This is a genomic window from Gordonia sp. NPDC003425, from assembly GCF_053588635.1.
The window spans coordinates 70,072-93,150 of record NZ_JBSFQI010000004.1; the positions used below are offsets into that span (position 1 = coordinate 70,072).

The following is a 23,079-nucleotide window of genomic DNA, read 5'->3' on the forward strand; positions in this document are numbered from 1 at the left end:
ACCACGATGACCGAGTACCTGCGCGACGGCGCTGCCATCTACCGACAGTCCTTTGCGATGATCCGCGCCGAATCGGATCTGTCGGCGTTCGACGATGACGTCGCCGGTGTGGTGGTTCGGATGATCCACGCCTGCGGGCAAACCGACCTCCCCCACGATGTGGTGGCCACCGCCGGAGTGGTTCGGGCGGCGCGCGCGGCGCTGCGCGGCGGGGCGCCCATCTTCTGCGACGCCACCATGGTGGCCGCCGGTGTCACCCGGCGCCGGCTGCCCGCCGACAACGAGGTGCTGTGCCTGCTGCACGATCCGGGCGTCCCCGATCTCGCCGAACGCCTGCAGACCACCCGTACCGCGGCTGCGGTGCACCTCTGGTTGCCCCGGCTGGCCGGCTCCGTGGTGGCCATCGGCAACGCGCCCACCGCGCTGTTCGCCCTGCTCGACCTGATCGATGCGGGCGCCCCCCGCCCCGCGGCCATCGTGGGCGCACCCGTCGGGTTCGTCGGGGCAGCCGAATCGTGCGCCGCCCTGGCCGCGCGCACCGACCTCGACTTCATCACGGTGACCGGGCGCCGGGGCGGATCGGCGATCACCGCCGCCGCGCTCAATGCGCTGGCCAGCCCGCAGGAATGAGCGTCCGATGACCACACCCGTGCACTCTTCCCCACCCGGCACACTCTGGGGCGTCGGGCTGGGTCCCGGCGACAGCGAACTGGTCACCGTCAAGGCCGCCCGCGTGATCGGTGACGCCGAGGTGATCGCGTATCACTGTGCGCGCCATGGCAACAGCATCGCCCGCGCGGTGGCGGCGCCCTACCTGCGGGACGGGCAGATCGAGGAACGCCTGATGTATCCGGTGACCACGGAGACCACCGATCATCCCGGCGGCTATCGCGGGGCCCTCGACGACTTCTACGAGCAGTCGGCGCAGCGGCTCGCCGCGCACCTGCGGGCCGGCCGCGACGTGTGCCTGCTCGCGGAGGGAGATCCGCTGTTCTTCAGCTCGTACATGCACATGCACAAACGGCTCGCCGCCGAGTTCCCCGCCGAGATCGTGCCCGGTGTGACGTCGGTGAGCGCGGCGTCGGCCGCGGTCGGTATCCCGCTGGTGGAGGGCGACGAGACCCTCACGGTGGTTCCCGGGACATTGCCCCCGGACGAACTGATCGCGCTGTTCGCCGGTGCGGACGCGATCGCCGTTCTCAAACTCGGCAGGACGTTCGCGACCGTGCGCGAAGCGCTGACGCGCGCGGGTCGCCTCGACGAGGCCTGGTACGTCGAGCGGGCATCCACCGCGGTGCAGCGCGTCGCCCCGGTCGGTGAGGTCGATCCCGCGCAGGTCCCCTACTTCTCGATGGTCGTGGTGCCCGGTCGTCGCAACAATCCGCGGTTCGCCACCCCGTCTTCCGTTGCCACATCAGGTGAGGTGGTGGTGGTGGGTCTGGGCCCGGGAGCGGCCGATCAGACCACGCCGCAGGTGCGTGCCGAGCTCGCCGCGGCCACCGATCTGGTGGGGTACAAGACGTATCTGGCACGGCTGACACCGCGCCCGGGGCAACGCGTGCACGCCAGCGACAACCGGGTGGAGGCCGAGCGCGCCGAGTTCGCGCTCGATCTCGCCTCACGCGGTGCGCGGGTGGCAGTGGTGTCGTCGGGCGATCCGGGAGTGTTCGCGATGGCCTCGGCCGTCGCCGAGGTGGCCGCCGAAGCGCGGTGGACCGACGTGCCGGTACGCGTGGTGCCCGGGGTGACCGCAGCGACGGCCGTGGCCGCGGCGGTGGGCGCACCGCTGGGTCACGACTTCGCGGTGATCTCGCTGTCCGACCGGCTCAAACCGTGGGATGTGATCGCCGAACGCATCCGGTCTGCCGTGGGCGCCGACCTCGTGGTGGCGATCTACAACCCGGGATCGCGCAGCCGCACCTGGCAGGTGCCGCGGCTACGAGAGATCCTGATCGACACCGTGTCCGCCGACCGGACGCTGATCCTCGGACGCGACGTGGGAGGTCCCGAACAGGACCTGCAGGTCACCACGGTCGGCGAGTTGGACCCGGCGTCGGTGGACATGCGCACGATGATCATCGTCGGATCCTCGGCCACCCGCGTCGTCGAGCGTGCCGGGGGGCGGCTGGTGTTCACCCCGCGCCACCACGACGGCTGACGAGCGACTCAGGCCCGTTCGACATGCCGGTCCGCCAGTGTGGCCGTGACCCAGTCGGCGGCCGCATCGGCATCGGAAACGGTTGGTTCGCCACCGGTTTCGTCGGGACGGTCGATCATGATCACCCGCACCCCGAGGTGCCGGGCCGCGTCGAGTTTGCCTCGGGTGAGCGCGCCGCCGCTGTTCTTGGTGACCAGTGTGTCCACTCGGTGCGTGCGCATCAGCGTGGCCTCGTCGTCGGCGCGGTAGGGTCCGCGCGACCTCAGCAGCCGATGATGGGCGGGCAGCAGTGCGGTGTCGGGTGCGTCGACCACCCGGATCAGGAACCAGGCGGACGTGATCTCGGTGAACGCGCCCACATCCTGACGGCCGGTGGTGAGAAAGACGCGCCCGCCACTCCGGTCGACCTCGTCGGCCGCGTCGGCGATGGTCGGCACCACATGCCACGCGTCGTCGGGTCCGGGCGTCCAGGCGGGTCGCCGCAACCGGAGCAGCGGTGTGCCGGTGGCCGTGGCTGCCGCGACGGCGTGGGCGCTGATGGTGGTGGCGTACGGGTGGGTGGCGTCGACGATCGCGGCAATGTCGTGCTCGCGCAACCATTCCCGCAGCCCGGAGATCCCGCCGAAACCTCCGATGCGGACCTCCCCGACCGGCAGTCGGGGGTCGGCGACCCGGCCGGCGAGTGAGCTGATCACCCCGATCCCCCGTCCATCCAGCCGACCCGCGAGCTCGCGTGCCTCGCTGGTACCGCCGAGCAGCAGCACCTGCGCGGTCACGGGTGATCCCTGTGCGTGGCGGGGTCGGCACGCAACGCAGCCATCCGGGCGTGGGAGTAAAGATAGCTGTCGGTGGGTGTGCGCTGGTCCGACGAACCCAGCACCGGTCCGACAAAAATGACGGCGGTGCGCCGAATGCCGCTGTCGGACAGAGATTTCGGAAGCTCCGACAGGGTACATCGCACGATCTGCTGGTTGGGTCGCGAGGCGAACGCGACCGTTGCCGTCGGGCAGTCGGGGCCGTAGTGCGGCGTCAGCACCTCGACGAGTTCCGCGGTTCGGTGGGCGGCGAGATGCAGGGCGAGGGTGATCCCGGTGGCCGCGAGTCGGTCGAGTTCCTCGCCGGGCGGCATGTCGGTGGACAGCGTCGACACCCGGGTGATCAGTAGGCTCTGCGCCACCCCGGGCACGGTCAGTTCAGTATCCAGGGCCGCGGCCGCGGCGGCAAACGCGGGCACTCCGGGCACGATCTCGACGTCGATGCCCCGCTCTTGTAGCGCGCGATGCTGTTCGGCGAACGCCGAATACAGCGAGATGTCGCCGGAGTGCAGGCGCGCCACGTGGTGCCCGGCACGATGGGCGGTCTCGATGTGACCGATGATCTCGGCCAGCGGCATCCGGGCGGTGTCGATGAGCACCGCATCGGCCGGACACGCCTGCAGCATCTCGGCGGGCACCAGCGATCCCGCGTAGAGGCAGGTTCGGCATTCGCCCAGGATGCGGGCACCCCGCAGGGTGATCAGGTCGTGGGCGCCCGGTCCGGCGCCGATGAAGTAGACGGTCACGGCTTCTCGGCGATCCACTGCACGATCGGCAGCACGGGCCGCCAGGTGGTCATCGACCCGAGCGGTTCCACCGTCTCGATCGAGATGCGGCGCAGCACACCGCCGTGGGCGCGATGCCAGGCGGTGAGCTGTTGCTGCGACTCGACGGTCACCGCGTTGACGACCATCGTCCCGCCCTCGAGCAACGCCTCCCACGCGGTGGCCATCACCTCCTCGTCCAGACCTCCGCCGATGAAGACGGCGTCGGGGTCCGGGGCTGCGGCGAGCGCCGCGGGCACCTCGCCACGCACCGACAGTGCGCCGCACACGCCGTGCCGGTGCGCGTTCTCGGCGATGCGGCCGGCGCGGCCGGTGTGGCGTTCGAAGGCGATGGCGTGCCCGGCGGGATCGGCCCGCAGCCATTCGATGGCGACGCTGCCCGATCCAGAACCGATGTCCCACAGCAGTTGTGGGCCACCGGGCCGGAGTGCGGCGACCGTCAGCGCCCGCACCGGCGACTTGGTGATCTGTCCGTCGTGGGTGAACTCATCGTCGCCACGTCCTGGCGCATTGCTGCCGCGAGGCCCGATGCACGCGATCGCGACGATGTTCAACGGGTCGAGGTCGTGGTGGCGCCAACTGCGGGCGAGTCCTTCCACCACAGTCTGCCGGGGGCCGCCGAGCTGTTCGAGCACCGTCAGCGTCGACCAGCCGAATCCCTGCGCCGTCACGACCTCGGCGAGTTGGGCCGGGGTGTGCCCGTCACGGCTCAGTACCAGCAGGCGCCGGCCGTCGGCGAGTTCGGGGATCACCGAGTGCACGTCGCCGCGCAGGGTGGTGATGACCCGGGTGTCCACCAGGTCCCACCCGAGCTGCGCGCACGCGAGACTCACACTGGACACCGCGGGGATCACCGTGACACGTTGCGCACCCACCGATTTGACCACCGAGCTGCCGACACCGTGGAACATGGGGTCGCCGCTGGCGAGGATGTGCACCACCGGCCGGATGTGCTCGGCGAGCACCGACGCCAGGTGGGTCGACATCGGGGTGTGCCAGCAGATCACCTCGGCGTCGACGCGTTCGATCAGATCGAGCTGACGCCGTGACCCGTAGATGACCGACGCGCCACGCAACTCCGTTCGCGCCCGTTCCGACAGTCCGCTCCACCCGTCCGCGCCGATCCCGACGACGACGAAGCGGGTGGAGATCGGCTGATCGACGGTCATCGTGGCAGCCGACGCCAGATCGCGCGCGGCATCAGACGCATGGCGAACGCCACCGGCCGCAAGGCCGTGGGAATCCACACCTCGCCCCGGCCCTTGCGGTACGCCCGTACCACTGCGTCGGCGACTTGATCGGCGGTCACCGACATGGGCGCCGGTGGCGTGCCCGCGGCCATCAGATCCGCGGTCATGTGACCGATCACGAAACCGGGACGGGCCAGCAGCAATCGCACCCCGCTGCCGTGCAGGGCGTCGGCCAGGCCGCCGGCGAAGCCGTCGAGTCCCGCCTTCGTCGAGCCGTACACGTAGTTGGCGCGGCGCACCCGCACCCCGGCGATCGACGAGAACACGATGATGGTGCCCGATCCCTGCGCGCGCATCGCGTTGGCCAGTGGTGTGAGCACACTGATCTGCGCGACGTAGTCGGTGTGCGCGATCTGCAGTGCGTGGGTGACGTCGTGTTCGGCCCGTTGCTGATCGCCGAGAATGCCGAAGGCAACGATGGCAACGGCGATCGGTCCGTGATCGGCGATCAGGCGATCGACCAGCGCGGTGTGGGTGTCGGTGTCGTCGGCGTCGAACGCGACGGCGATCACCTCGGTGGCCCCGGCGGCGTTCAGCGTCGCCGTCTCCTCGACCAGGTCGTCGGGCCGGCGTGCCGCGAGCACCACGGTGCGCCCGGCGGCGAGGCGGCGTGCCACCTGCAGTCCGATCTCACTTCGGCCGCCGAACACCACGATGGCACCGGGGTCGATGTGCCGAGTGTTCGCCATGTGTGCAGTATGTCAGCATGCCAACCACCTCCGTGCTGTCCCCCGGTGCGCTGCAGTTCCTGACCGAACGTCACCTGGCAACGCTGGCCACCACGCGCGCCGACGGCACCCCGCATGTGGTGGCGGTGGGTTTCACCTACGACCCCGACAACGGGCTCGCGCGGGTGATCACCACCGACGGAAATCAGAAGGTACGCAACGTGGAACGTGCGGGCTACGGTGCGGTGACCCACGTCGACGGCCCCCGGTGGATCACCCTGGAGGGTCCCGCGGTGGTGCGACGCGACCCCGATCGGGTGGCCGATGCCGAGCGTCGATACGCGGCACGCTATCGCGAGCCGCGGCCCAATCCGCGGCGTGTGGTCATCGAGATCGGGGTCGCCAGAGTATTGGGTTCGCGTACGCTGCTGGACTCCTGATCGGGGCGCTCAGAGCACGACGAGGTCATGCGGGCGGGTGTTCAGCGATGCGCAGCCATCATCGGTGACCACCACGATGTCCTCGATGCGCGCTCCCCACGACCCCGGGAAATACACACCGGGTTCGATGCTGAACGCCATTCCGGGTGCCAGGGTCAGTGTGTTGCCGCTGACGATGTAGGGCTCCTCGTGCACCGACAGGCCGATGCCGTGGCCGGTGCGGTGGATGAAGTTGTCGCCGAAACCGGCCTGCACCAACACATCCCGCGCCGCTGCGTCGACCTCCTCCGCGGTGACGCCGGGCGCGACGGCGGCCACCGCGGTGCGCTGGGCCAGTTGTAACGCGCTGTACGCGTCGGCGATCTCGCCGCTCGGCGGGGCGAAGCAGTAGGTGCGGGTGCTGTCGGAGTTGTAGCCGGGCTCCACCGGTCCGCCGATGTCGATCACGACGACGTCGTCGGCGGCGATCACCCGGTCGGAGAACTCGTGGTGCGGATCGGCGCCGTTGGGTCCGGACCCGACGATGATGAACTCGGCACCGGTGTGCCCCTCCGCCACGATCGCGGCGTCGATGTCGGCGGCCACCTCACGTTCGGTGCGCCCCGGCATCAGCCACTCCCCCATCCGCCCATGCACCCGGTCGATGGCCGCCCCGGCACGGCGCAACGCCTCGATCTCGTTGTCGTCCTTGATCATCCGCAGTTCACGAAGCACCGGCGTGGCCAGCGTCGGGGTGGCCCGGTTGCGGTCGGCGAACGGCACCACGTGCAGCGCGGGCATCGACTCCGACACGGCGATGCGTGACCCGCGCGGCAGACCCGACAGCGCCAGAGTATGGGCGTCGTCGCCGTCGACCCAGTCGTCCACCTCGATCCCGAGTTCCGAAACGGCCGACTCGCGGACCGATGCCAGTTCGAGCCGGGCCACCACGAGGTGCGGGTTGCCCGACGCCGGAATCACCAGCGCCATGAGACGTTCGAAGGTGTCCGCACGCGACCCGGTGAGGTACCGCAGGTCGGGGCCGGGCGAGACGATCAGCGCGTCGAGACCGGCTGCCGCGGTGAGCTCGGCCGCGCGCGCGAGTCGCTGCTGGTAGACGACCGACTCGAAACGTTCGTATCGGTTCGCGTGCACGGACCCGGTGGCACTCATGGACGCAGCCTACGCGGGCCCCCACCCGGATGGCATGGTGTGGGTATGGCCGGATCCCTGATGCTGCTCGACGGCGCGAGCCTGTGGTTTCGCTCGTTTCACGCCCTCCCGGAGAAGTTGACGGCACCCGACGGACGGCCGGTGAATGCGGTGCGCGGCTTCGTGGACACCATCGCGTCGCTGGTCACCACGCACCGACCCACCCGGCTGGTGGTGTGCCTCGACCTCGATTGGCGTCCGGCCTTCCGCACCGAACTCATCGGGTCGTACAAGGCGCACCGGGTGGCCGAAGAAGCGCCGCACGGCGCCGGCGGTGATGTCGAGGAGGTGCCCGACACACTGACCCCGCAGGTCGACATGATTCTCGACCTGCTCGCCGCGGCCGGGCTGACCACCTCCGGTGCCCCCGGCTGCGAGGCCGACGATGTGATCGGCACGCTGGCCCACGCGGAGACGACGGACCCGGTGATGGTGGTCAGCGGCGACCGCGACCTGCTGCAGGTGGTCGCCGACGACCCGGTGCCCGTTCGCGTGCTGTATGTGGGCCGAGGCCTGGCCCGGGCCGAACTGATGGGCCCCCGGGAGGTCGCCGAGAAGTACCGGCTCCCGGCCGATCGCGCCGGAACGGGCTATGCGGAGATGTCGATGCTGCGCGGCGATCCCTCCGACGGGTTGCCGGGCGTGAGCGGAATCGGCGAGAAGACGGCCGCGAAACTGATCTGCGAGTACGGCGACCTCGATGCGCTCGAGGCCGCGGCCACCGACCGCGCGACGTCGCTCACCGCGCGCACTCGCAGCGCGTTGCTGGCGGCCGCCGACTATCTCGACGCGGCCCGCACGGTGGTCACCGTGCGGATCGACGCACCGACCGTCGAGTCGAGAGCCGACGACCATCTGCCCAGCGCGCCCGCCGACCCGGCCGCACTCGCCGATCTCGTCGAGGAACTCGGTGTCGGCGGCTCGGTGGGGCGGTTGGCCGCGGCCCTCGGATGGGAGCTACCGGCCGGTTGAGTGTGCCTCAACTGGTGGGTCGGGCCACCTCGTACTTGCCGTCGTCGTCGAGGAAGGTGACCTTGACCTGCTGTTGCTGGCCGCCGACGGTGACCGAGCAGGTGAACGAATCGCCCTTGCGCACGCGCTGCCCCGACGGGCATTTCACGTTGCTGACGTCGGTGGCCTGGTAGTCACTGGTGAGCACGTGTTTGACGCCGTTCTGCGCGGCGGTCTGATCGAGGTTCTTCGGTGCCCATCCCGGCCATGCGAAGGCGGTGATGAGCAGGATCGCCGCGATCAGCACCAGCGCGCCCCCGCCGGCGATCAACAGGTTGCGCAACCCTTTACGTTGCGGCGTCGTCGACATCGCGGCGAACTGGTCGGGGGCCCCGTACTGGCCGGTGGGCCCGTAGGCTCCCGGCTGCTGGCCGTACCCGGGCTGCTGACCATATCCGGGTTGCTGGCCGTACCCGGGTTGCTCGCCATAGGCGGGCTGAGCATACGGCGACCCGGGGGTGCCGTAGCCCGCCTGTGGCTGACCCGGCTGGGAACCGAATGCGGCGGTCTGCCCGTATCCGCCGGCCGGGGGCTGCTGGTAGCCCTGTGGGGCATACCCGGGCGGGGTGCCGGCACCTTGCGGCGCCTGACCGTAGGCGGGCTGGCCATAGGGCGACTGGCCCTGGGGAGATTGGCCGCCCTGGGGAGATTGGCCCTGAGGAGATTGGCCCTGAGGAGGCTGGCCGTAGGGAGACTGGGCTCCCGGCGGCGGAGTGAGGGGGGCCGCCGTGGTCGGCGGGGCCGCAGGAGTGGGAGGCGGTGTCGGTGATCCGGTGTTGACCACTTCGGTCTCGTTGTCCGGCCCGCCGGGCCTGTTGGGGTCATGGGGGTGGCTCATGGTCTGTCTCCCGCTCTACCCGGCCGCGGTCGGTGCCCGCTGGGTTCTCCGATGGATCTACGGTCGAACCGGGCTCGGTTCACACGTTCCGCCGCGACCTGCGCAGCGATCACGGCACCGACCCGATATGCCTGAAGTACGTTACCGCAGCCGTCATCGACAATCACTTACCCGAACGTCCGACCGTCCGGGCGTCATCCCAGTTCGGCTGCGACCACACCGCGCCGGATCGCGCGTACCGCGGCCCGCGCCGGAACCGACAGCGGCGCGTCGTCTCCGACCCCGAGTCGTATCTGTTCGAGCAGGTCGACCACCTGGCGGTTCCATCGAACGAAATCCCCGGGCGACAGCAGTTGTCCCCGCTCCCCGGCCGCGGCCAGCGATTCGGTGAGCGAACGCCCAGACACCCACAGCGACACCGCAACCGAGAACCCGGTGTCGGGTTCTCGGGTGGGCGATATCCGGTGGGACGTCTCCACCGCGGTCACCGCACGCCAGATCTGCACGGTGTCGGCGATCGCCGTGCGCAGCGCAACACTCCCCGGCATGGCGTCGGCTCCGGCGAAGCTCTCCCGGCGCGATTCGAACACCACCGACGCGACGACGGCCGCCAGTTCGGCCGGGCCGAGCCGGTCCCAGACACCGGCGCGGATGCACTCGGTGACCAGAAGGTCGCTCTCGCTGTAGATTCGGCTGAGCAAATGACCTGTCGGGGTCACCGTGACACCGGTCGCGTCGTCCTCCAGATAGCCGAGTTCGGTGAGTACCGCGACGATGCGATCGAAGGTGGTCGACAGCGTCGAGGTGCGTTCGCCGATCGAGCGTTCCGCCGACACGATGTCACGCACGATGCGGTTGCGTTGCTCGGCCAGCCGGAACAGGTCGTCGGAGCCCTCGATGCGATGGGCGGGGTGCGCGCGCAGCGCCTGACGCAGTCGCACCAGGTCGGCGTCGTCGGCTGCGGGGGCGCGTTTGCGCGGCCTCCCGCGCGGCATCTCGAGGCCGGTGGAACGCAACGCCGAGGCGAGGTCTCGCCGCCCCCGGCCGGTCCGGCGATCGGGATTCTTCGGCAGACGCATGTTCCCGAGAACCTCGGGCGGATTGACGAAATCCCGGGTCCCCACCCGGCCGCACCACGCGTCCTCGCTGAGCACAAGCGGTTTCGGGTCGGCGGCCTGCGACGCGGGTTCGAGGACCACGGCCAGTCCGCGATGCCTGCCGTTGGGCACCCCGATCACGTGACCCTTCTTGAGCGCCGCGAGGTCGGCCACGGTGGATTCATGTGCGCTGATCCGCTTCTGGAACTTGAGGTCGCGTTCGCGTTGGCGGATCTCCTCCCGCAACGTCACGTAGCCGAGAAAGCCCGAATACGGATCATCCTCTGCCGCAGCGGCACCGACGTCACCGCCGGCACCCACGGCACCCGGTTCGATGCCCCGCGCGCGTGCCGCGCCGCTCAACTCGACGTCGAGTTTGCGCAGCCTCCGGTACATGTCGTCGACCTTGTGTGCCTGCCCCACCACCGAACGATCGGCCTGGAACTGGGCGAACGACCGGTTGAGGAGCGCCCGCGATCCGTCGATCCCGAGGCGCCCGATGAGGTTGACCGCCATGTTGTATTCCGGGGTGAACGAGCTGCGCAGCGGAAAGGTACGTGCCCCGGCGAGCCCGGCGACCTGTTCGGGCACGAGTTCGGGAGACCAGACCACCACCGCGTGACCCTCGACGTCGATGCCGCGCCGACCGGCGCGGCCGGTGAGCTGGGTGAACTCACCCGGGGTCAGGTCGACATGCGACTCGCCGTTGAATTTCACCAGGCGTTCGAGGACCACCGACCGGGCCGGCATGTTGATGCCGAGTGCGAGGGTCTCGGTGGCGAACACCATCCGGACCAGGCCTCGGACGAACAGTTCCTCCACGGTGTGCCGGAAGGTGGGCAGCAGGCCCGCGTGGTGGGCGGCGAACCCACGTCGCAGCCCCGTGCGCCATTCGTCGACGCCGAGGACGTCGGCATCGGCGGGTGAGATCTCGTCGAGATGACGGTCCACCACCTCGTCGACGGCCGCGGCCTCCTCCGGGGTGAGAAGGGTGAGACCCGACCGCAGGCACTGACTCAGTGCGGCGTCGCACCCGACGCGGGAGAAGATGAACCCGATCGCCGGCAGCAACGCCTCCCGGTCGAGCCGCGCGACGAGTTGCGGACGCGACAGCGTCCCGGCGGCGCGTCCGCGTCCCCCCTGGTTGCGTCCGGCCCGGTTCCCGCGGCGTGATCCGGCCGCGCCGCGTTCGTCAGCGAGCAGGATTCGGTGCCGGATATAGCGTTTGAGCTCGCCATTCACCTGCGGCCGGCCCGATCGCGACGACTGCGGGTCGAACAGGTCGAACATCCGCGAGCCCACCAGCATGTGCTGCTCGAGCGGCACCGGACGGTGCTCGTCGACGATGACGGTGGTGTCCCCGCGTACCGTCTGGATCCAGTCGCCGAACTCCTCGGCGTTGCTCACCGTCGCCGACAAGCTCACCACACGCACCGACGGTTCGAGGCCCAGGATCACCTCCTCCCACACCGCACCGCGGAAGCGGTCGGCGAGAAAGTGCACCTCGTCCATCACCACGTGGGACAGTCCGCGCAGTGCCGGCGAGTTGGCGTAGATCATGTTGCGCACCACCTCGGTGGTCATCACGACCACCGGGGCGTCGGAATTGATGGAACTGTCGCCGGTCAGCAGTCCCACCGACTCACGGCCGTGCACGGCCACCAGGTCGGCGTATTTCTGGTTACTGAGCGCCTTGATGGGCGTGGTGTAGAAACACTTGCTCCCCGCGGCCAGCGCGAGGTGCACCGCGAACTCGCCGACGATCGTCTTGCCCGCGCCGGTGGGTGCACACACGAGCACGCCGTGACCCGATTCCAGGGCCGTGCAGGCATCGACCTGAAAGCCGTCGAGCCCGAAGCTCAACCGTGCCCGGAACCGATCGAGTTCGCTCACAGGATGTCGTCGAAGATGTCCCGGTCGCGTACCGAGGACCGTATCGGTCCCGGCGACGCCACCCGTTCGGTCCGGCCGAGCGACGACGTGTCCGGCGTCCCCGACAGCGTGCTGGCTTCGTCGTCGGGCACCGACAACCAGTCCGGACGGCGGCGTGACTTGCGCTTGTCACTGATGCGGGCGATCTGAATCGAGATCTCCATCAGCAGCGTCAGCGCGAAGGCCAGCGCGCACATCGTGAACGGGTCCTGCCCGGGAGTGGCGAAGGCGGCGAACACGAAGAGCGCGAAGATCAGCCCGCGCCGCCACGTCTTGAGCCGTGCGTAGGGCAGCACCCCGATGTGGTTGAGGGCGACGATGAGCAGCGGCAGTTCGAAACTCACGCCGAAGATGATCAGCAGGTGCAACATGAAGTTGAAGTACTGGTCACCGGCCAGGGCGGTCACCTGAACTCCGTTGCCCACGGTGAGCAGGAACTCGAACGCCTTGGCCACCATCAGGTAGGCGAGCACGGCTCCGGCCACGAACAGCACCGCCGCCGCCGACACGAAGCTGACCGCGTAGCGCCGTTCGTTGGCGTAGAGGCCGGGCGTGATGAACTGCCACAACTGGTAGAACCAGATTGGGCACGCAAGCACGATTCCCGCGGTCAGCGCCACCTTGAGACGCAGCATGAATTGATCGAACGGCCCGGTGGCCAGGAGGCGACACGAGTCGTCGGGGGTCAGCGCAGCCCGCGACGATGCCGGCAGAGAACAGTAGGGCTCGCGCAGCAGGTCACCCAGTGACTCGATTCCGAAGAGGCTGTGGGAGTACCACATGAAGCCGACCATCGTGGTCAGAGCGATGGCGATCATGGCGATCACCAGCCGGGTGCGGAGCTCGTAGAGATGCTCCACCAGCGGCATCGTGCCGTCCGGATTGACCTTGCGTTTGCGGTATCGGGGATCCAGCGGGATACGCACTCGAGTGCTCCGCCGAGCCCCTAAGCGGACTTCTTCACGTCGTCGGCCGCGGGCTCCGACTTCGCGGTCGGCACCTCCGACGTCGACGACCCGCTGGGCAGAGCCTTACTCGCCTCGTCCTTGGCTCCGTCGGCCGGCGTGTCGTCGTCGCGCTGCATCTCCTTCATCTCGCTCTTGAAGATGCGCAGCGAGCGCCCCAGTCCGCGCGCGGTATCGGGCAGCCGTTTGGAGCCGAAGAGCAGCAGCAAGACGATCACGATCACGACGATGTGCCAGGGATGCAAGACGTTCCCGAACATGAAGACCTCCCGATCAGTTCACGCTCATGCTACCCGAGGCGCAGGTTTTGGCATGACAGCGCACGAGCGCGGTAGCGGGGCTTCAGTGGTAGCGGGGCTTCAGTGGTAGCGGGGCTTCAGTGGTAGCGGGCGCGGGCTGCGGTCGCCTCGCTGGTGACCGCATCGGCGATCGCGGGGTCGTCGACCACCCGGATGTGCCCGCCGAAACCGAGGAGGAACCGTGTCAGCCACGCGGGCGAGCCGTAGACGAGGCCGGCGCGCACCGGTGCATCGGGGTCGGTGCGCGCATCGAGTGGCTCCACGGGCTCGATCAGGTAGTAGTCGAGCACCCAGAGTTCGTCGGGATCGATGTCGATGAGCACCGACGGGAGCCCGGGATTGTCGGCGAGGATCACCGACTGTGGTGAGTCGATGGCCCGCTCGGGCGGATCGGAGGGTTCGTCGAGGACCGTGGCCTCCTCCACCCGATCGAAACGGAACAGACGCACACCCTCGCTGCTGCGACACCACGCCTCGAGGTAGGTGTTGTTATCCACCACCTGCAGCCGGATCGGGTCGACCGTGCGTTCGGTGACGGTGTCGCCGGTGGCCGAGTAGTAGCGAATCCGTACCGCACGCCCGGTACGCACCGCCTCACGCAGGGCCGCGTGGGTGGCCGCCGCGCCATCGTCATCATCCGATGCCGCCAGGCCGGGCACCGACTCCCCCACCGCCTGCTCGATCTTGGCGATCGCCCGGTGACCCGCGTCCCGGTCGACCACGCCGGGCATGTCGACAAGCGCCTGCAGCGCGACCAGCAGCGTCGACGCCTCCGTGGTGGTCAGTCGCAGCGGCCGGTCCATGCCCGCCGCGAACTTCACGTCGACGACACCCTCGCTGTACTCGATGTCGATCAGATCATCGGGGTAGTAGCCGGGCAGCCCGCACACGAAGAGCTGGTCGAGATCCTTGGTGAGCTGGCGGGCGGTGACACCGAGATCGGCGGCCGCCTGGTCGATCGAGATGCCGCTGCGCGCCTGGAAATACGGCACCAGGGCCAACAGCCGGCTGATCCGGGAGGGTTGCGCAGTGGCCATCAGACGCTGCTCCCGACGAGCGCGTCGAGTCCGGCGATCACCGCGTCACGCAGTTCCGGCGGATCGAGGACCACGGCTGCGGCGCCTGCGCCGAGCACCATCCGGGTGAGCGTGCCCAGCGACCGGACCTGCACCGTGAGCACGTCTCCGGCATCACCGTCGACGGTGCCGCGTTCGGTGGACGTGGCCAGCCGGCGCAGCCCGGCAGCCTTGCCGTCGGCCACCCAGATCCGCGCGGATCCGGTGTCGGGACCGGTTGCCGAGTCGACCGCTGCGGCGACGACGCCCTGCAGATCCACGTCATCGGGGGCCGCGACGGCGCCGGCCCGACCGACCGTATGGACGGCCGAGATCCGGGACAGCCGGAATGTGCGGGTGGCGTCTCGGTCACGGTCGTGCCCGACGACGTACCAGCGCCGGCGATGGGTCACCACCCCCCACGGCTCCAGGGTGCGGGTGGTGGCCGATGCCGCCGACCCGGGCCGATAGGTGAACCTCACCGCGTGGCCGTCGGTGATCGCGCCCAGGACCACGCCGATCGCGGTCTCCGACCCCATCGACCGGGATGAATCCGACGCCCGGATGCCGAGGTCGTCGTCGGCGCGGACGTCAAAGCCCGCGGCCTGCAACTTGAGCACCGCGGTCTGCGAGATCGCCGACACCTCCGGTGTGACCCACAGCGCCGACGCCGTGGCGATGACGGCCGCCTCGTCGGGTTCCAGGGTGATGTCGGGCAACGCGTAGCTCTCCCGGTTGATGCGGTAGCCGTCCACGCCGCCGCGCTCGATGGGGCCGGTGACCAGCGGGATGCCCAGGTCGCGGAGTTCGGTCTTGTCGCGCTCGAACATCCGGTTGAACGCCTCGTCGGACTGACCGTCGTCGTGGTAGCCCGTGACGTTGCGCCGGATGTACTCCGCGCTCACGAACTGCCGCGTCGACAGCAGACAGATCACCAGATTCAGGAGTCGCTCGACCTTGGACGTCGCCACGACTAGAGAGCCTACGGCTCACATGGAGGCGATGAGGCGATCGACGCGCTCGTCCACACTGCGGAAGGGATCTTTGCACAGCACGGTTCGCTGCGCCTGATCGTTGAGTTTGAGATGCACCCAGTCGACGGTGAAATCACGACCCGCCTTCTGCGCGGCCGAGATGAAATCACCCCGCAACTTCGCCCGCGTGGTCTGCGGGGGCTCGTTGACCGCCGTTTTGATGTCCTCGTCGGTGGTCGCGCGGGTGACCAGACCCTTACGGGAGAGCACATCGAACACGCCCCGGCCCCGCTTGATGTCGTGATAGGCGAGGTCGAGTTGCGCGATCTTCGGGTCGGAGAGATCCATCGAGTACTTGTCCTGATAGCGCTGGAACAGCTTGCGCTTGATCACCCAGTCCACCTCGGTGTCGACCTTGGCGAAGTCGTCGGCCTCGACCGCGTCGAGCATGCGGCCCCACAGGTCGACCACCTTCTCCATCTCGGGGTCGGGACGACGGTTGACCATGTGCTCGACCGCGCGTGCGTGATATTCACGCTGGATGTCGAGGGCGCTGGCCTGCCGCCCACCTGCCAACCGCACCGGTCGCCGACCCGACGGATCGTGACTGACCTCGCGGATCGCGCGGATCGGGTTGTCGAGGGCGAAGTCGCGGAACGCCACGCCCGCCTCGATCATCTCCAGCACCAATGCCGCGGACCCCACCTTGAGCAGGGTGGTCATCTCCGACATGTTCGAGTCGCCGACGATCACGTGCAGGCGACGATACTTCTCGGCGTCGGCGTGCGGTTCGTCGCGCGTGTTGATGATGGGACGTGACCGGGTGGTGGCCGACGACACGCCCTCCCAGATGTGCTCGGCGCGCTGCGACAGGCAGAACGTCGCGGCCTTGGGCGTGGCCAGCACCTTCCCGGCACCGCAGATCAACTGCCGGGTCACCAGGAACGGCAACAGCACGTCGGAGATGCGGGAGAACTCCCCGGCCCGCACCACCAGATAGTTCTCGTGGCAGCCGTATGAGTTGCCCGCCGAGTCGGTGTTGTTCTTGAACAGGTAGATGTCGCCGCCGATGCCTTCATCGGCCAGCCGCTGCTCGGCGTCGACCAGCAGATCCTCGAGCACCAGCTCCCCGGCGCGGTCGTGGTTGATCAGCTGGATCAGGCTGTCGCACTCGGCGGTCGCGTACTCCGGATGCGAACCCACGTCGAGGTAGAGACGTGCCCCGTTCTGCAGGAACACATTCGACGACCGGCCCCACGACACGACACGACGGAACAGGTACCTGGCCACCTCGTCGGGACTGAGTCGGCGATGGCCGTGGAAGGTACACGTGACACCGAATTCCGTCTCGATGCCCATGATTCGACGCTGCACGGTTCAACCCTACCCGCGGTGAGCTCGCCCGACCGGCTGCGCGATCAGGACTCGCCCGCTTCCTCATCGGTCGCCGGCGCCTGATCCGCGGGCTCAGCCGGTGCGGTGTCGGCGGGCAGCAGGTCGGCCACAGCCGCCGAACCGAGCCTGCGGAAGGCCCGTCGCGGGCGGTTGCGGTCGAGCACCGCCACTTCGAGGTCAGCCGGGTCGAGGTCGCGCGGCGCCGCCGCGGCACCATTGCCGGTGTCCACCGGCGCCGACAGTGCGGCCACCGCGATCTTCAGTGCGCTGCGCAGATCCAGGTCGGGTTCGTAGCTCTCCCGCAGCGCGGCCGCGATCGACTCGGTGGCACCGCCCATCACCAGGAAACGGGTTTCGTCGGCAATCGAACCGTCGTAGCTGATCCGGTAGAGCTGCGATGGCTTGGGTTTACCCGGCCGCGACACCTCGGCCACACACAGTTCCACCTCGTAGGGTTTCGGCTGCTCGGTGAACACCGACCCCAGCGCGTTGGCGTAGGTGTTGGCCAGCGACAACGCCGACACGTCGGCGCGGTCGTAGCTGTATCCCCGCATGTCGGCGAGCTGGATGCCGGCCTTGCGCAGACTCTCGAACTCGTTGTACTTGCCGACCGCGGCGAACCCGATCCGGTCGTAGATCTCGCTGGTCTTGCGCAGCGTGTTCGACGGGTTCTCGGCGACGAACAGCACGCCGTCGGCGAACGTCAGGATCACCACGCTGCGTCCGCGGGCGATGCCCTTGCGGGCCAGCTCCGAGCGATCCCGCATGATCTGCTCGGCACTGGCGTAATACGGGAAGGTCATCGCGGGGTCCCCTCGTGCTCGGCGGCGCGACGTTCCACGATGGCACGTGCGGCGGCCTCGATCTCGGTGGGCGGCACCTCCCGGGCACCCTCGGCGCCCACAATCACCGCGGTGGGGAAGATCTTGCGGACGATGTCGGGTCCACCGGTCGCCGAATCGTCGTCGGCGGCGTCGTAGAGCGACTCGACCGCGATCGCCAGGGCCGCATCGGCATCCAGGTCGGGTCGGTACAGCTTTTTCAGCGACGACTTGGCGAACACCGATCCCGACCCGATCGCCTGATATCCGCCCAGCTCCTCGTGCCGGTCACCGGCCACGTCGAAGGAGAAGATGCGGCCCCGCTCGCTGGGGTCGTTGTGGTCGATGTCGTAGCCGACCAGCAGCGGGATGGCCGCCAGACCCTGCATCGCGGCGCCCAGGTTGCCGCGGACCATCGACGCCAGGCGACTCACCTTGCCGTCCAGCGTGAGCGGCACACCCTCGATCTTCTCGTAGTGCTCGAGCTCTACGGTGAACAACCGCACCATCTCGATCGCGATCCCGGCGGTGCCGGCGATGCCCGCCGCCGAGTACTCGTCGGTGATGTAGACCTTCTGCACGTCGCGGGTGGCGATGAGGTTGCCCATCGTCGCCCGCCGGTCGCCGGCGAGGACCACCCCGCCGGGAAAACTCACCGCGACGATGGTGGTGCCGTGCGGGATCTCGGAGGTGTCGGCCGACCCGGCGAATCCACCCATGCGATCAGCCCGCGACTGCGGCAACTGATCCGGCGCATGGCTGCGCAGGAAATCGGTGAACGACGAGATGTCGGCGCCGAGCGATGAGAGGGATTCGCGGGAGGTCGGACGGTAGAACGGCAGTGATCCGAACGTGTCGCTCACTGGCCGCCCTTCTGCACGTATGCGCGCACGAAGTCTTCGGCGTTCTCCTCGAGCACATCATCGATTTCGTCGAGCAGATCGTCGGTGTCCTCGGCAAGCTTCTCGCGACGTTCCTGCCCGGCAGCTCCGTCGGGGCCGAGGTCACCATCGTCGTCGCCACCGCCGCGCTTGGTCTGTTCCTGCGCCATCTGCTCTCCTTAGCATCTGCCCGGGCCCGCATCTACCGCAGCCCGCATGTGCCCGAAGCCCGCCGTGCCCACGCCGGGCAACGGCGTAGGTCCACAGTACCGGCGGACGCCGACTCGGGTTGTGCAGAACACGAGGAGATCTGGTGTCACTCAGTTGGTGAGCTGATCCACCAGGTCGGCGGCCGAGTCGACCGAGTCGAGGAGTCTGCCCACGTGGGCGCGGGTCCCGCGCAACGGTTCGAGGGTGGGAATGCGCACCAGGGAGTCACCGCCGAGATCGAAGATCACCGAATCCCAGCTCGCCGCGGCGACGTCGGCGCCGAACCGACGCAGGCACTCGCCCCGGAAGAACGCGCGGGTGTTCTCCGGCGGCTCAGAGATCGCGCGGGTCACCTCCGCCTCGTCGACCAGGCGCTTCATCGAGCCGCGCGCCACCAGCCGGTTGTAGAGGCCCTTGTCGAGGCGCACGTCGGAATACTGCAAATCGATCAGTTGCAGCCGCGGGGCCGACCAGCCGAGTCCCTCACGCTGCCGAAAACCCTCAAGGATCCGCAGCTTGGCCGGCCAATCGAGGATGTCGGCGCACTCCATGGGGTCACGTTCGAGACGGTCGAGCACGTCGGCCCACGTGTCGAGCACATCCATCGCGCGAGCGTCGTCGGAGTGCTCATGCCGATGGAACCGTTCACACCGTTCGAGGTATTCACGCTGCAGCGCCAGGCCGGTGAGTTCGCGGCCGTCGGACAACGCGACGGTGGCCTGCAACGACGGGTCGTGGCTGATCGCATGCACCGCCGACACCGGCCGCGCGAGTTCGAGGTCGGAGAAGTCGACACCGGCCTCGATGAGGTCGAGGACCAGCGCGGTGGTGCCGACCTTGAGGTACGTCGCCGTCTCGGCGAGGTTGGCGTCGCCGATGATGACGTGCAGCCGGCGGTAGCGTTCCGGGTCGGCGTGCGGCTCGTCGCGGGTGTTGATGATGCCGCGTTTGAGTGTGGTCTCCAGACCGACCTCGACCTCGATGTAGTCCGAACGCTGCGACAACTGGTACCCGGCCTCGTCGCCGGACTGCCCGATGCCCACGCGGCCCGAGCCGCTGATCACCTGGCGGGACGCGAAGAACGTGGTGAGTCCACCGATCACCGCGGTGAACGGTGTGTCGCGGTTCATCAGGTAGTTCTCGTGGGTGCCGTAGGAGGCGCCTTTGCCGTCGATGTTGTTCTTGTAGAGCTGCAGTCGCGGCGCGCCCGGCACACTCGCCACGTGGCGGGCCGCGGCCTCCATCACACGTTCACCCGCCTTGTCCCAGATCACCGCGTCGCGGGGGTCGGTCACCTCCGGTGCCGAGTACTCCGGGTGGGCGTGGTCGACGTAGAGCCGCGCGCCGTTGGTGAGGATCATGTTCGCCGCACCGATCTCGTCGGCGTCGATGATGGGCGCGGGCCCCGACCCACGGCCCAGGTCGAAGCCGCGTGCGTCGCGAAGCGGTGATTCCACCTCGTAATCCCAGCGGGTCCGTTTGGCACGGGGCACGCCCGCGGCCGCCGCATAGGCCAGTACGGCCTGCGTCGAGGTCATGATCGGGTTCGCGGTCGGGTCGCCCGGAGCCGAGATCCCGTACTCCACCTCGGTGCCGATGATTCGCTGCATGACATTGAGGGTAGATGTCGGTCGTGTGAAAGGTCGTCACCAGGACCCCGGCCCCGGTCGCACGCGGTCGTGCGGTGTGGCATTTTCTAGTCGTGAAAGCATTCCGCCGGTTCACCGTTCGTGTGCCGCTTCCCGCACCGCTGTCGGATCTGGCAGACCTGGCCCACAACCTGCGCTGGGTGTGGCATCCGCCCACACAGGACCTGTTCGCCACGATCGACCCGGACCGCTGGGCGGCGATCGGTGACCCGTCCCGACTGCTCGCCGAGGTGCGCCCCGAACGGCTCGCCGAACTCGCCGAGGACGAGTCGTTCCGGCAACGCCTGACTCAGCTCCGGGCCGATCTCGACCGTTACTGCTCGGCCCCGCGGTGGTACGGGAACGAGGAGGCGACCGGGAAGGCCATGCCGCCCGGAATCGCCTACTTCTCGATGGAATTCGGCATTTCGGAGGTGCTGCCGATCTACTCCGGCGGTCTCGGGATCCTGGCGGGCGACCACCTCAAGGCAGCGTCGGACCTCGGTCTGCCGCTGATCGGCGTCGGCCTGTTCTATCGGTCCGGCTTCTTTCGCCAGAGCCTCTCCCACGACGGATGGCAGATCGAGCGGTACCAGGTGAACGATCCGGGCGCGCTCCCGTTGACACTGCTCACCGACGGCAACGACACACCGGTCCTCATCGACGTCTCGATGCCCGGTGGACGGACTCTGCACGCGCAGGTGTGGGTGGCCACGGTGGGCCGAATCCCGTTGCTGCTGCTCGATTCCGACCTTTCGCTCAATGACGACGAGCTCCGCGCGATCACCGACCGGCTCTACGGGGGTGATCAGGATCACCGCATCAAGCAGGAGATCCTGCTGGGTATCGGCGGTGTGCGCGCGCTGCGGGAGTATGTCCGCGTCACCGGGCACCCGGAGCCGACGGTGTTCCACATGAACGAGGGGCACGCCGGCTTTCTCGGCGTCGAACGCATCCGGGAACTCGTCGACTCTCCTGCCGCGCTCGATTTCGACTCCGCCGAGTCGGTGGTGCGCGCCTCGAACATCTTCACCACGCACACACCGGTGCCCGCCGGCATCGACCGGTTCCCCGACGACATGGTGCGCTACTACCTCGACGCGGGCCCCGACGGCATGTCCCGGCTGCTGCCGGGTCTGTCGGCCCGGACCGTGCTCGAACTCGGTGACGAATCCGAGCCAGGTGTCTTCAACATGGCGCACATGGGATTTCGGCTCGGCCAGCGATCCAACGGAGTGTCGCGGTTGCACGGTGCGGTCAGCCGCGAGATGTTCGCCGACCTGTGGCCGGGATTCGACGCAGCGCAGGTGCCGATCGGGTCGGTGACCAATGGTGTGCACGGTCCCACCTGGGTGGCCCGACCGTTCCTGGACCTGTGCCGCAACAACCTGGACGCGGCGTCGGAGGTGTTCGCGGCGATGTCGTCGGCGGACCTGTGGCGCATCCGTTCGGACCTGCGCGCCGGGTTGGTGACCGAAGTGCGCAGACGGGCGTACCAATCGGGCCGCGACCGTGGATTCAGCGACGCCGAATTGGGCTGGACCGGCGATCTTTTCGATCCGCAGGTGCTCACCATCGGGTTCGCGCGGCGCGCGGCCACCTACAAGCGACTCACCCTGATGCTGCGGGATCCGGATCGGATGCGGCGCATCCTGACCGATCCGCAGCGCCCGGTGCAACTGGTGATCGCCGGGAAGGCACACCCTGCCGATGACGCCGGAAAGGCGCTCATCCAGCAGGTGATCCGATTCACCGAGGACCCCGAACTGCGTGACCGCATCGTCTTCCTCCCCGATTACGACATCTCGATGGCCCGCCACATCTACGCGGGGTGCGACGTATGGCTCAACAATCCGGTGCGGCCGATGGAGGCGTGTGGCACGTCGGGAATGAAGTCCGCGCTCAACGGTGGTCTCAACCTGTCGATTCTCGACGGATGGTGGGACGAGATGGCCGACGGCGAGAACGGCTGGGCGATCCCGTCCGCCGAGGGGGTGACCGACGTCTATCGCCGCGACGACCTGGAGGCCGAGGCGCTCTACACACTTCTCGAGGACACCGTGGTGCCGATGTACTACAACCGGGACGCCGACGGGGTACCCGAACGCTGGGTCGAGATGGTCCGGCACACACTGAGCAGGCTCGGTCCCAAGGTGTTGGCCTCGCGGATGGTCCGTGACTACACCCTCGACTTGTACGCCCCGGCCGGGCGCTCCTACGTCCAGGCGTGCGCCGACGACTACGCCGCGGCCCGTTCGCTCGCCGACCTGCGCAACCGCCTGGCCAAGTCGTGGCCCGCGGTGAAGGTCGCTGCCCTCGACGAGGGTATCGGCCCCGATTCCGACGAACTCTCACTCACGGCGCACGTGGAGTTGGGCGATCTCGCACCCGACGAGGTGACGGTGCAGGCGGTGCTCGGTCGGGTGACCGACGACGGCGACATCTACGATGCCGTGTTCATCGACATGGCATCGACCGAGCCGGAATCGCAGGGTCGCACCCTGTTCAGCGCCAAGGGGCGGCCATACCGGTCCGGGGTGCTCGGCTACACCGCACGGGTGGTGCCCCGGCACCGGCTGCTCACCGACGCCGCCGAACTGGGCCTGGTGCACTACCCGGAGGTCAGTGGGGAGGCACCGGCCGTCGGCATTCCGGGCTAGTGCGCC

Annotated in this window: 21 protein-coding genes; 5 read left to right on the forward strand and 16 right to left on the reverse strand. The window is 68.7% G+C overall.

What is annotated here, in order from left to right; translation table 11 throughout:
* Positions 1 to 6: 6 nt before the first annotated feature.
* On the forward strand, positions 7 to 630 hold the full coding sequence (locus ACWDTD_RS06655; RefSeq protein ID WP_449746297.1) for a precorrin-8X methylmutase: 624 nt from the start codon (positions 7 to 9) through the stop codon (positions 628 to 630).
* A gap of 7 nt (positions 631 to 637) precedes the next feature.
* Positions 638 to 2,158, forward strand: a complete 1,521-nt coding sequence (gene cobJ / locus ACWDTD_RS06660) for a precorrin-3B C(17)-methyltransferase (RefSeq protein WP_449746298.1) — start codon at positions 638 to 640, stop codon at positions 2,156 to 2,158.
* 8 nt (positions 2,159 to 2,166) lie between these two features.
* Here the strand turns inward: cobJ and ACWDTD_RS06665 are convergent, their stop codons facing one another.
* The 4 genes from ACWDTD_RS06665 to ACWDTD_RS06680 are packed head-to-tail and all read right to left on the reverse strand — an operon-like array spanning position 2,167 to position 5,697.
* Positions 2,167 to 2,934: a cobalt-precorrin-6A reductase gene (locus ACWDTD_RS06665; protein ID WP_449746299.1), complete on the reverse strand. Its 768-nt coding sequence runs from the start codon at positions 2,932 to 2,934 to the stop codon at positions 2,167 to 2,169.
* Positions 2,931 to 3,719: a cobalt-precorrin-4/precorrin-4 C(11)-methyltransferase gene (locus ACWDTD_RS06670; protein WP_449746300.1), complete on the reverse strand. Its 789-nt coding sequence runs from the start codon at positions 3,717 to 3,719 to the stop codon at positions 2,931 to 2,933. The genes ACWDTD_RS06665 and ACWDTD_RS06670 overlap by 4 nt, the downstream gene beginning before the upstream one ends.
* Positions 3,716 to 4,927: a precorrin-6y C5,15-methyltransferase (decarboxylating) subunit CbiE gene (cbiE, locus tag ACWDTD_RS06675; RefSeq protein WP_449746301.1), complete on the reverse strand. Its 1,212-nt coding sequence runs from the start codon at positions 4,925 to 4,927 to the stop codon at positions 3,716 to 3,718. The genes ACWDTD_RS06670 and cbiE overlap by 4 nt, the downstream gene beginning before the upstream one ends.
* A complete protein-coding gene (locus tag ACWDTD_RS06680) occupies positions 4,924 to 5,697 on the reverse strand; it encodes an SDR family NAD(P)-dependent oxidoreductase (protein WP_449746302.1) in 774 nt (257 codons plus the stop codon). Before ACWDTD_RS06680 ends, cbiE begins: the two co-directional genes overlap by 4 nt.
* Positions 5,698 to 5,714: 17 nt before the next feature.
* On the opposite strand from ACWDTD_RS06680, the gene ACWDTD_RS06685 reads away from it, so the two are divergent.
* Positions 5,715 to 6,116, forward strand: a complete 402-nt coding sequence (locus ACWDTD_RS06685) for a TIGR03618 family F420-dependent PPOX class oxidoreductase (protein WP_449746303.1) — start codon at positions 5,715 to 5,717, stop codon at positions 6,114 to 6,116.
* A gap of 9 nt (positions 6,117 to 6,125) precedes the next feature.
* On the opposite strand, the gene ACWDTD_RS06690 is transcribed toward ACWDTD_RS06685, so the two are convergent.
* Positions 6,126 to 7,268, reverse strand: coding sequence for a M24 family metallopeptidase (locus tag ACWDTD_RS06690; RefSeq protein WP_449746304.1), 1,143 nt, complete (start codon positions 7,266 to 7,268; stop codon positions 6,126 to 6,128).
* 60 nt (positions 7,269 to 7,328) lie between these two features.
* On the opposite strand from ACWDTD_RS06690, the gene ACWDTD_RS06695 reads away from it, so the two are divergent.
* Complete coding sequence (locus ACWDTD_RS06695; RefSeq protein ID WP_449746506.1) at positions 7,329 to 8,279, forward strand: 5'-3' exonuclease; 951 nt, start codon at positions 7,329 to 7,331, stop codon at positions 8,277 to 8,279.
* A gap of 7 nt (positions 8,280 to 8,286) precedes the next feature.
* On the opposite strand, the gene ACWDTD_RS06700 is transcribed toward ACWDTD_RS06695, so the two are convergent.
* From ACWDTD_RS06700 to dop, 11 genes are all read right to left on the reverse strand, one after another.
* Positions 8,287 to 9,156, reverse strand: a complete 870-nt coding sequence (locus tag ACWDTD_RS06700) for a DUF4333 domain-containing protein (protein ID WP_449746305.1) — start codon at positions 9,154 to 9,156, stop codon at positions 8,287 to 8,289.
* 194 nt (positions 9,157 to 9,350) lie between these two features.
* Positions 9,351 to 12,146: a DEAD/DEAH box helicase gene (locus ACWDTD_RS06705; protein WP_449746306.1), complete on the reverse strand. Its 2,796-nt coding sequence runs from the start codon at positions 12,144 to 12,146 to the stop codon at positions 9,351 to 9,353.
* A complete protein-coding gene (tatC, locus tag ACWDTD_RS06710) occupies positions 12,143 to 13,111 on the reverse strand; it encodes a twin-arginine translocase subunit TatC (protein ID WP_449746307.1) in 969 nt (322 codons plus the stop codon). Before tatC ends, ACWDTD_RS06705 begins: the two co-directional genes overlap by 4 nt.
* A gap of 20 nt (positions 13,112 to 13,131) precedes the next feature.
* Entirely contained in the window at positions 13,132 to 13,410 is a 279-nt protein-coding gene (tatA, locus tag ACWDTD_RS06715) for a Sec-independent protein translocase subunit TatA (RefSeq protein ID WP_449746308.1), read from the reverse strand.
* A gap of 116 nt (positions 13,411 to 13,526) precedes the next feature.
* Complete coding sequence (locus ACWDTD_RS06720) at positions 13,527 to 14,486, reverse strand: helix-turn-helix transcriptional regulator (RefSeq protein ID WP_449746309.1); 960 nt, start codon at positions 14,484 to 14,486, stop codon at positions 13,527 to 13,529.
* Positions 14,486 to 15,475 carry a helix-turn-helix transcriptional regulator gene (locus ACWDTD_RS06725; RefSeq protein ID WP_449746310.1) on the reverse strand — a complete coding sequence of 330 codons (990 nt, stop codon included), beginning with the start codon at positions 15,473 to 15,475 and terminating at the stop codon, positions 14,486 to 14,488. The genes ACWDTD_RS06720 and ACWDTD_RS06725 overlap by 1 nt, the downstream gene beginning before the upstream one ends.
* A gap of 18 nt (positions 15,476 to 15,493) precedes the next feature.
* Complete coding sequence (gene pafA, locus ACWDTD_RS06730) at positions 15,494 to 16,852, reverse strand: Pup--protein ligase (RefSeq protein ID WP_449746311.1); 1,359 nt, start codon at positions 16,850 to 16,852, stop codon at positions 15,494 to 15,496.
* 44 nt (positions 16,853 to 16,896) lie between these two features.
* A complete protein-coding gene (gene prcA, locus ACWDTD_RS06735) occupies positions 16,897 to 17,676 on the reverse strand; it encodes a proteasome subunit alpha (protein ID WP_449746312.1) in 780 nt (259 codons plus the stop codon).
* Positions 17,673 to 18,557, reverse strand: coding sequence for a proteasome subunit beta (gene prcB / locus ACWDTD_RS06740; protein WP_449746313.1), 885 nt, complete (start codon positions 18,555 to 18,557; stop codon positions 17,673 to 17,675). Before prcB ends, prcA begins: the two co-directional genes overlap by 4 nt.
* A complete protein-coding gene (locus ACWDTD_RS06745; protein WP_449746314.1) occupies positions 18,554 to 18,745 on the reverse strand; it encodes a ubiquitin-like protein Pup in 192 nt (63 codons plus the stop codon). Before ACWDTD_RS06745 ends, prcB begins: the two co-directional genes overlap by 4 nt.
* Positions 18,746 to 18,895: 150 nt before the next feature.
* Positions 18,896 to 20,395, reverse strand: a complete 1,500-nt coding sequence (gene dop, locus ACWDTD_RS06750; protein ID WP_449746315.1) for a depupylase/deamidase Dop — start codon at positions 20,393 to 20,395, stop codon at positions 18,896 to 18,898.
* A gap of 92 nt (positions 20,396 to 20,487) precedes the next feature.
* Here dop and glgP point away from each other — a divergent pair, with 92 nt between their 5' ends.
* Positions 20,488 to 23,073: an alpha-glucan family phosphorylase gene (glgP, locus tag ACWDTD_RS06755; RefSeq protein ID WP_449746316.1), complete on the forward strand. Its 2,586-nt coding sequence runs from the start codon at positions 20,488 to 20,490 to the stop codon at positions 23,071 to 23,073.
* Positions 23,074 to 23,079 lie beyond the last annotated feature (6 nt).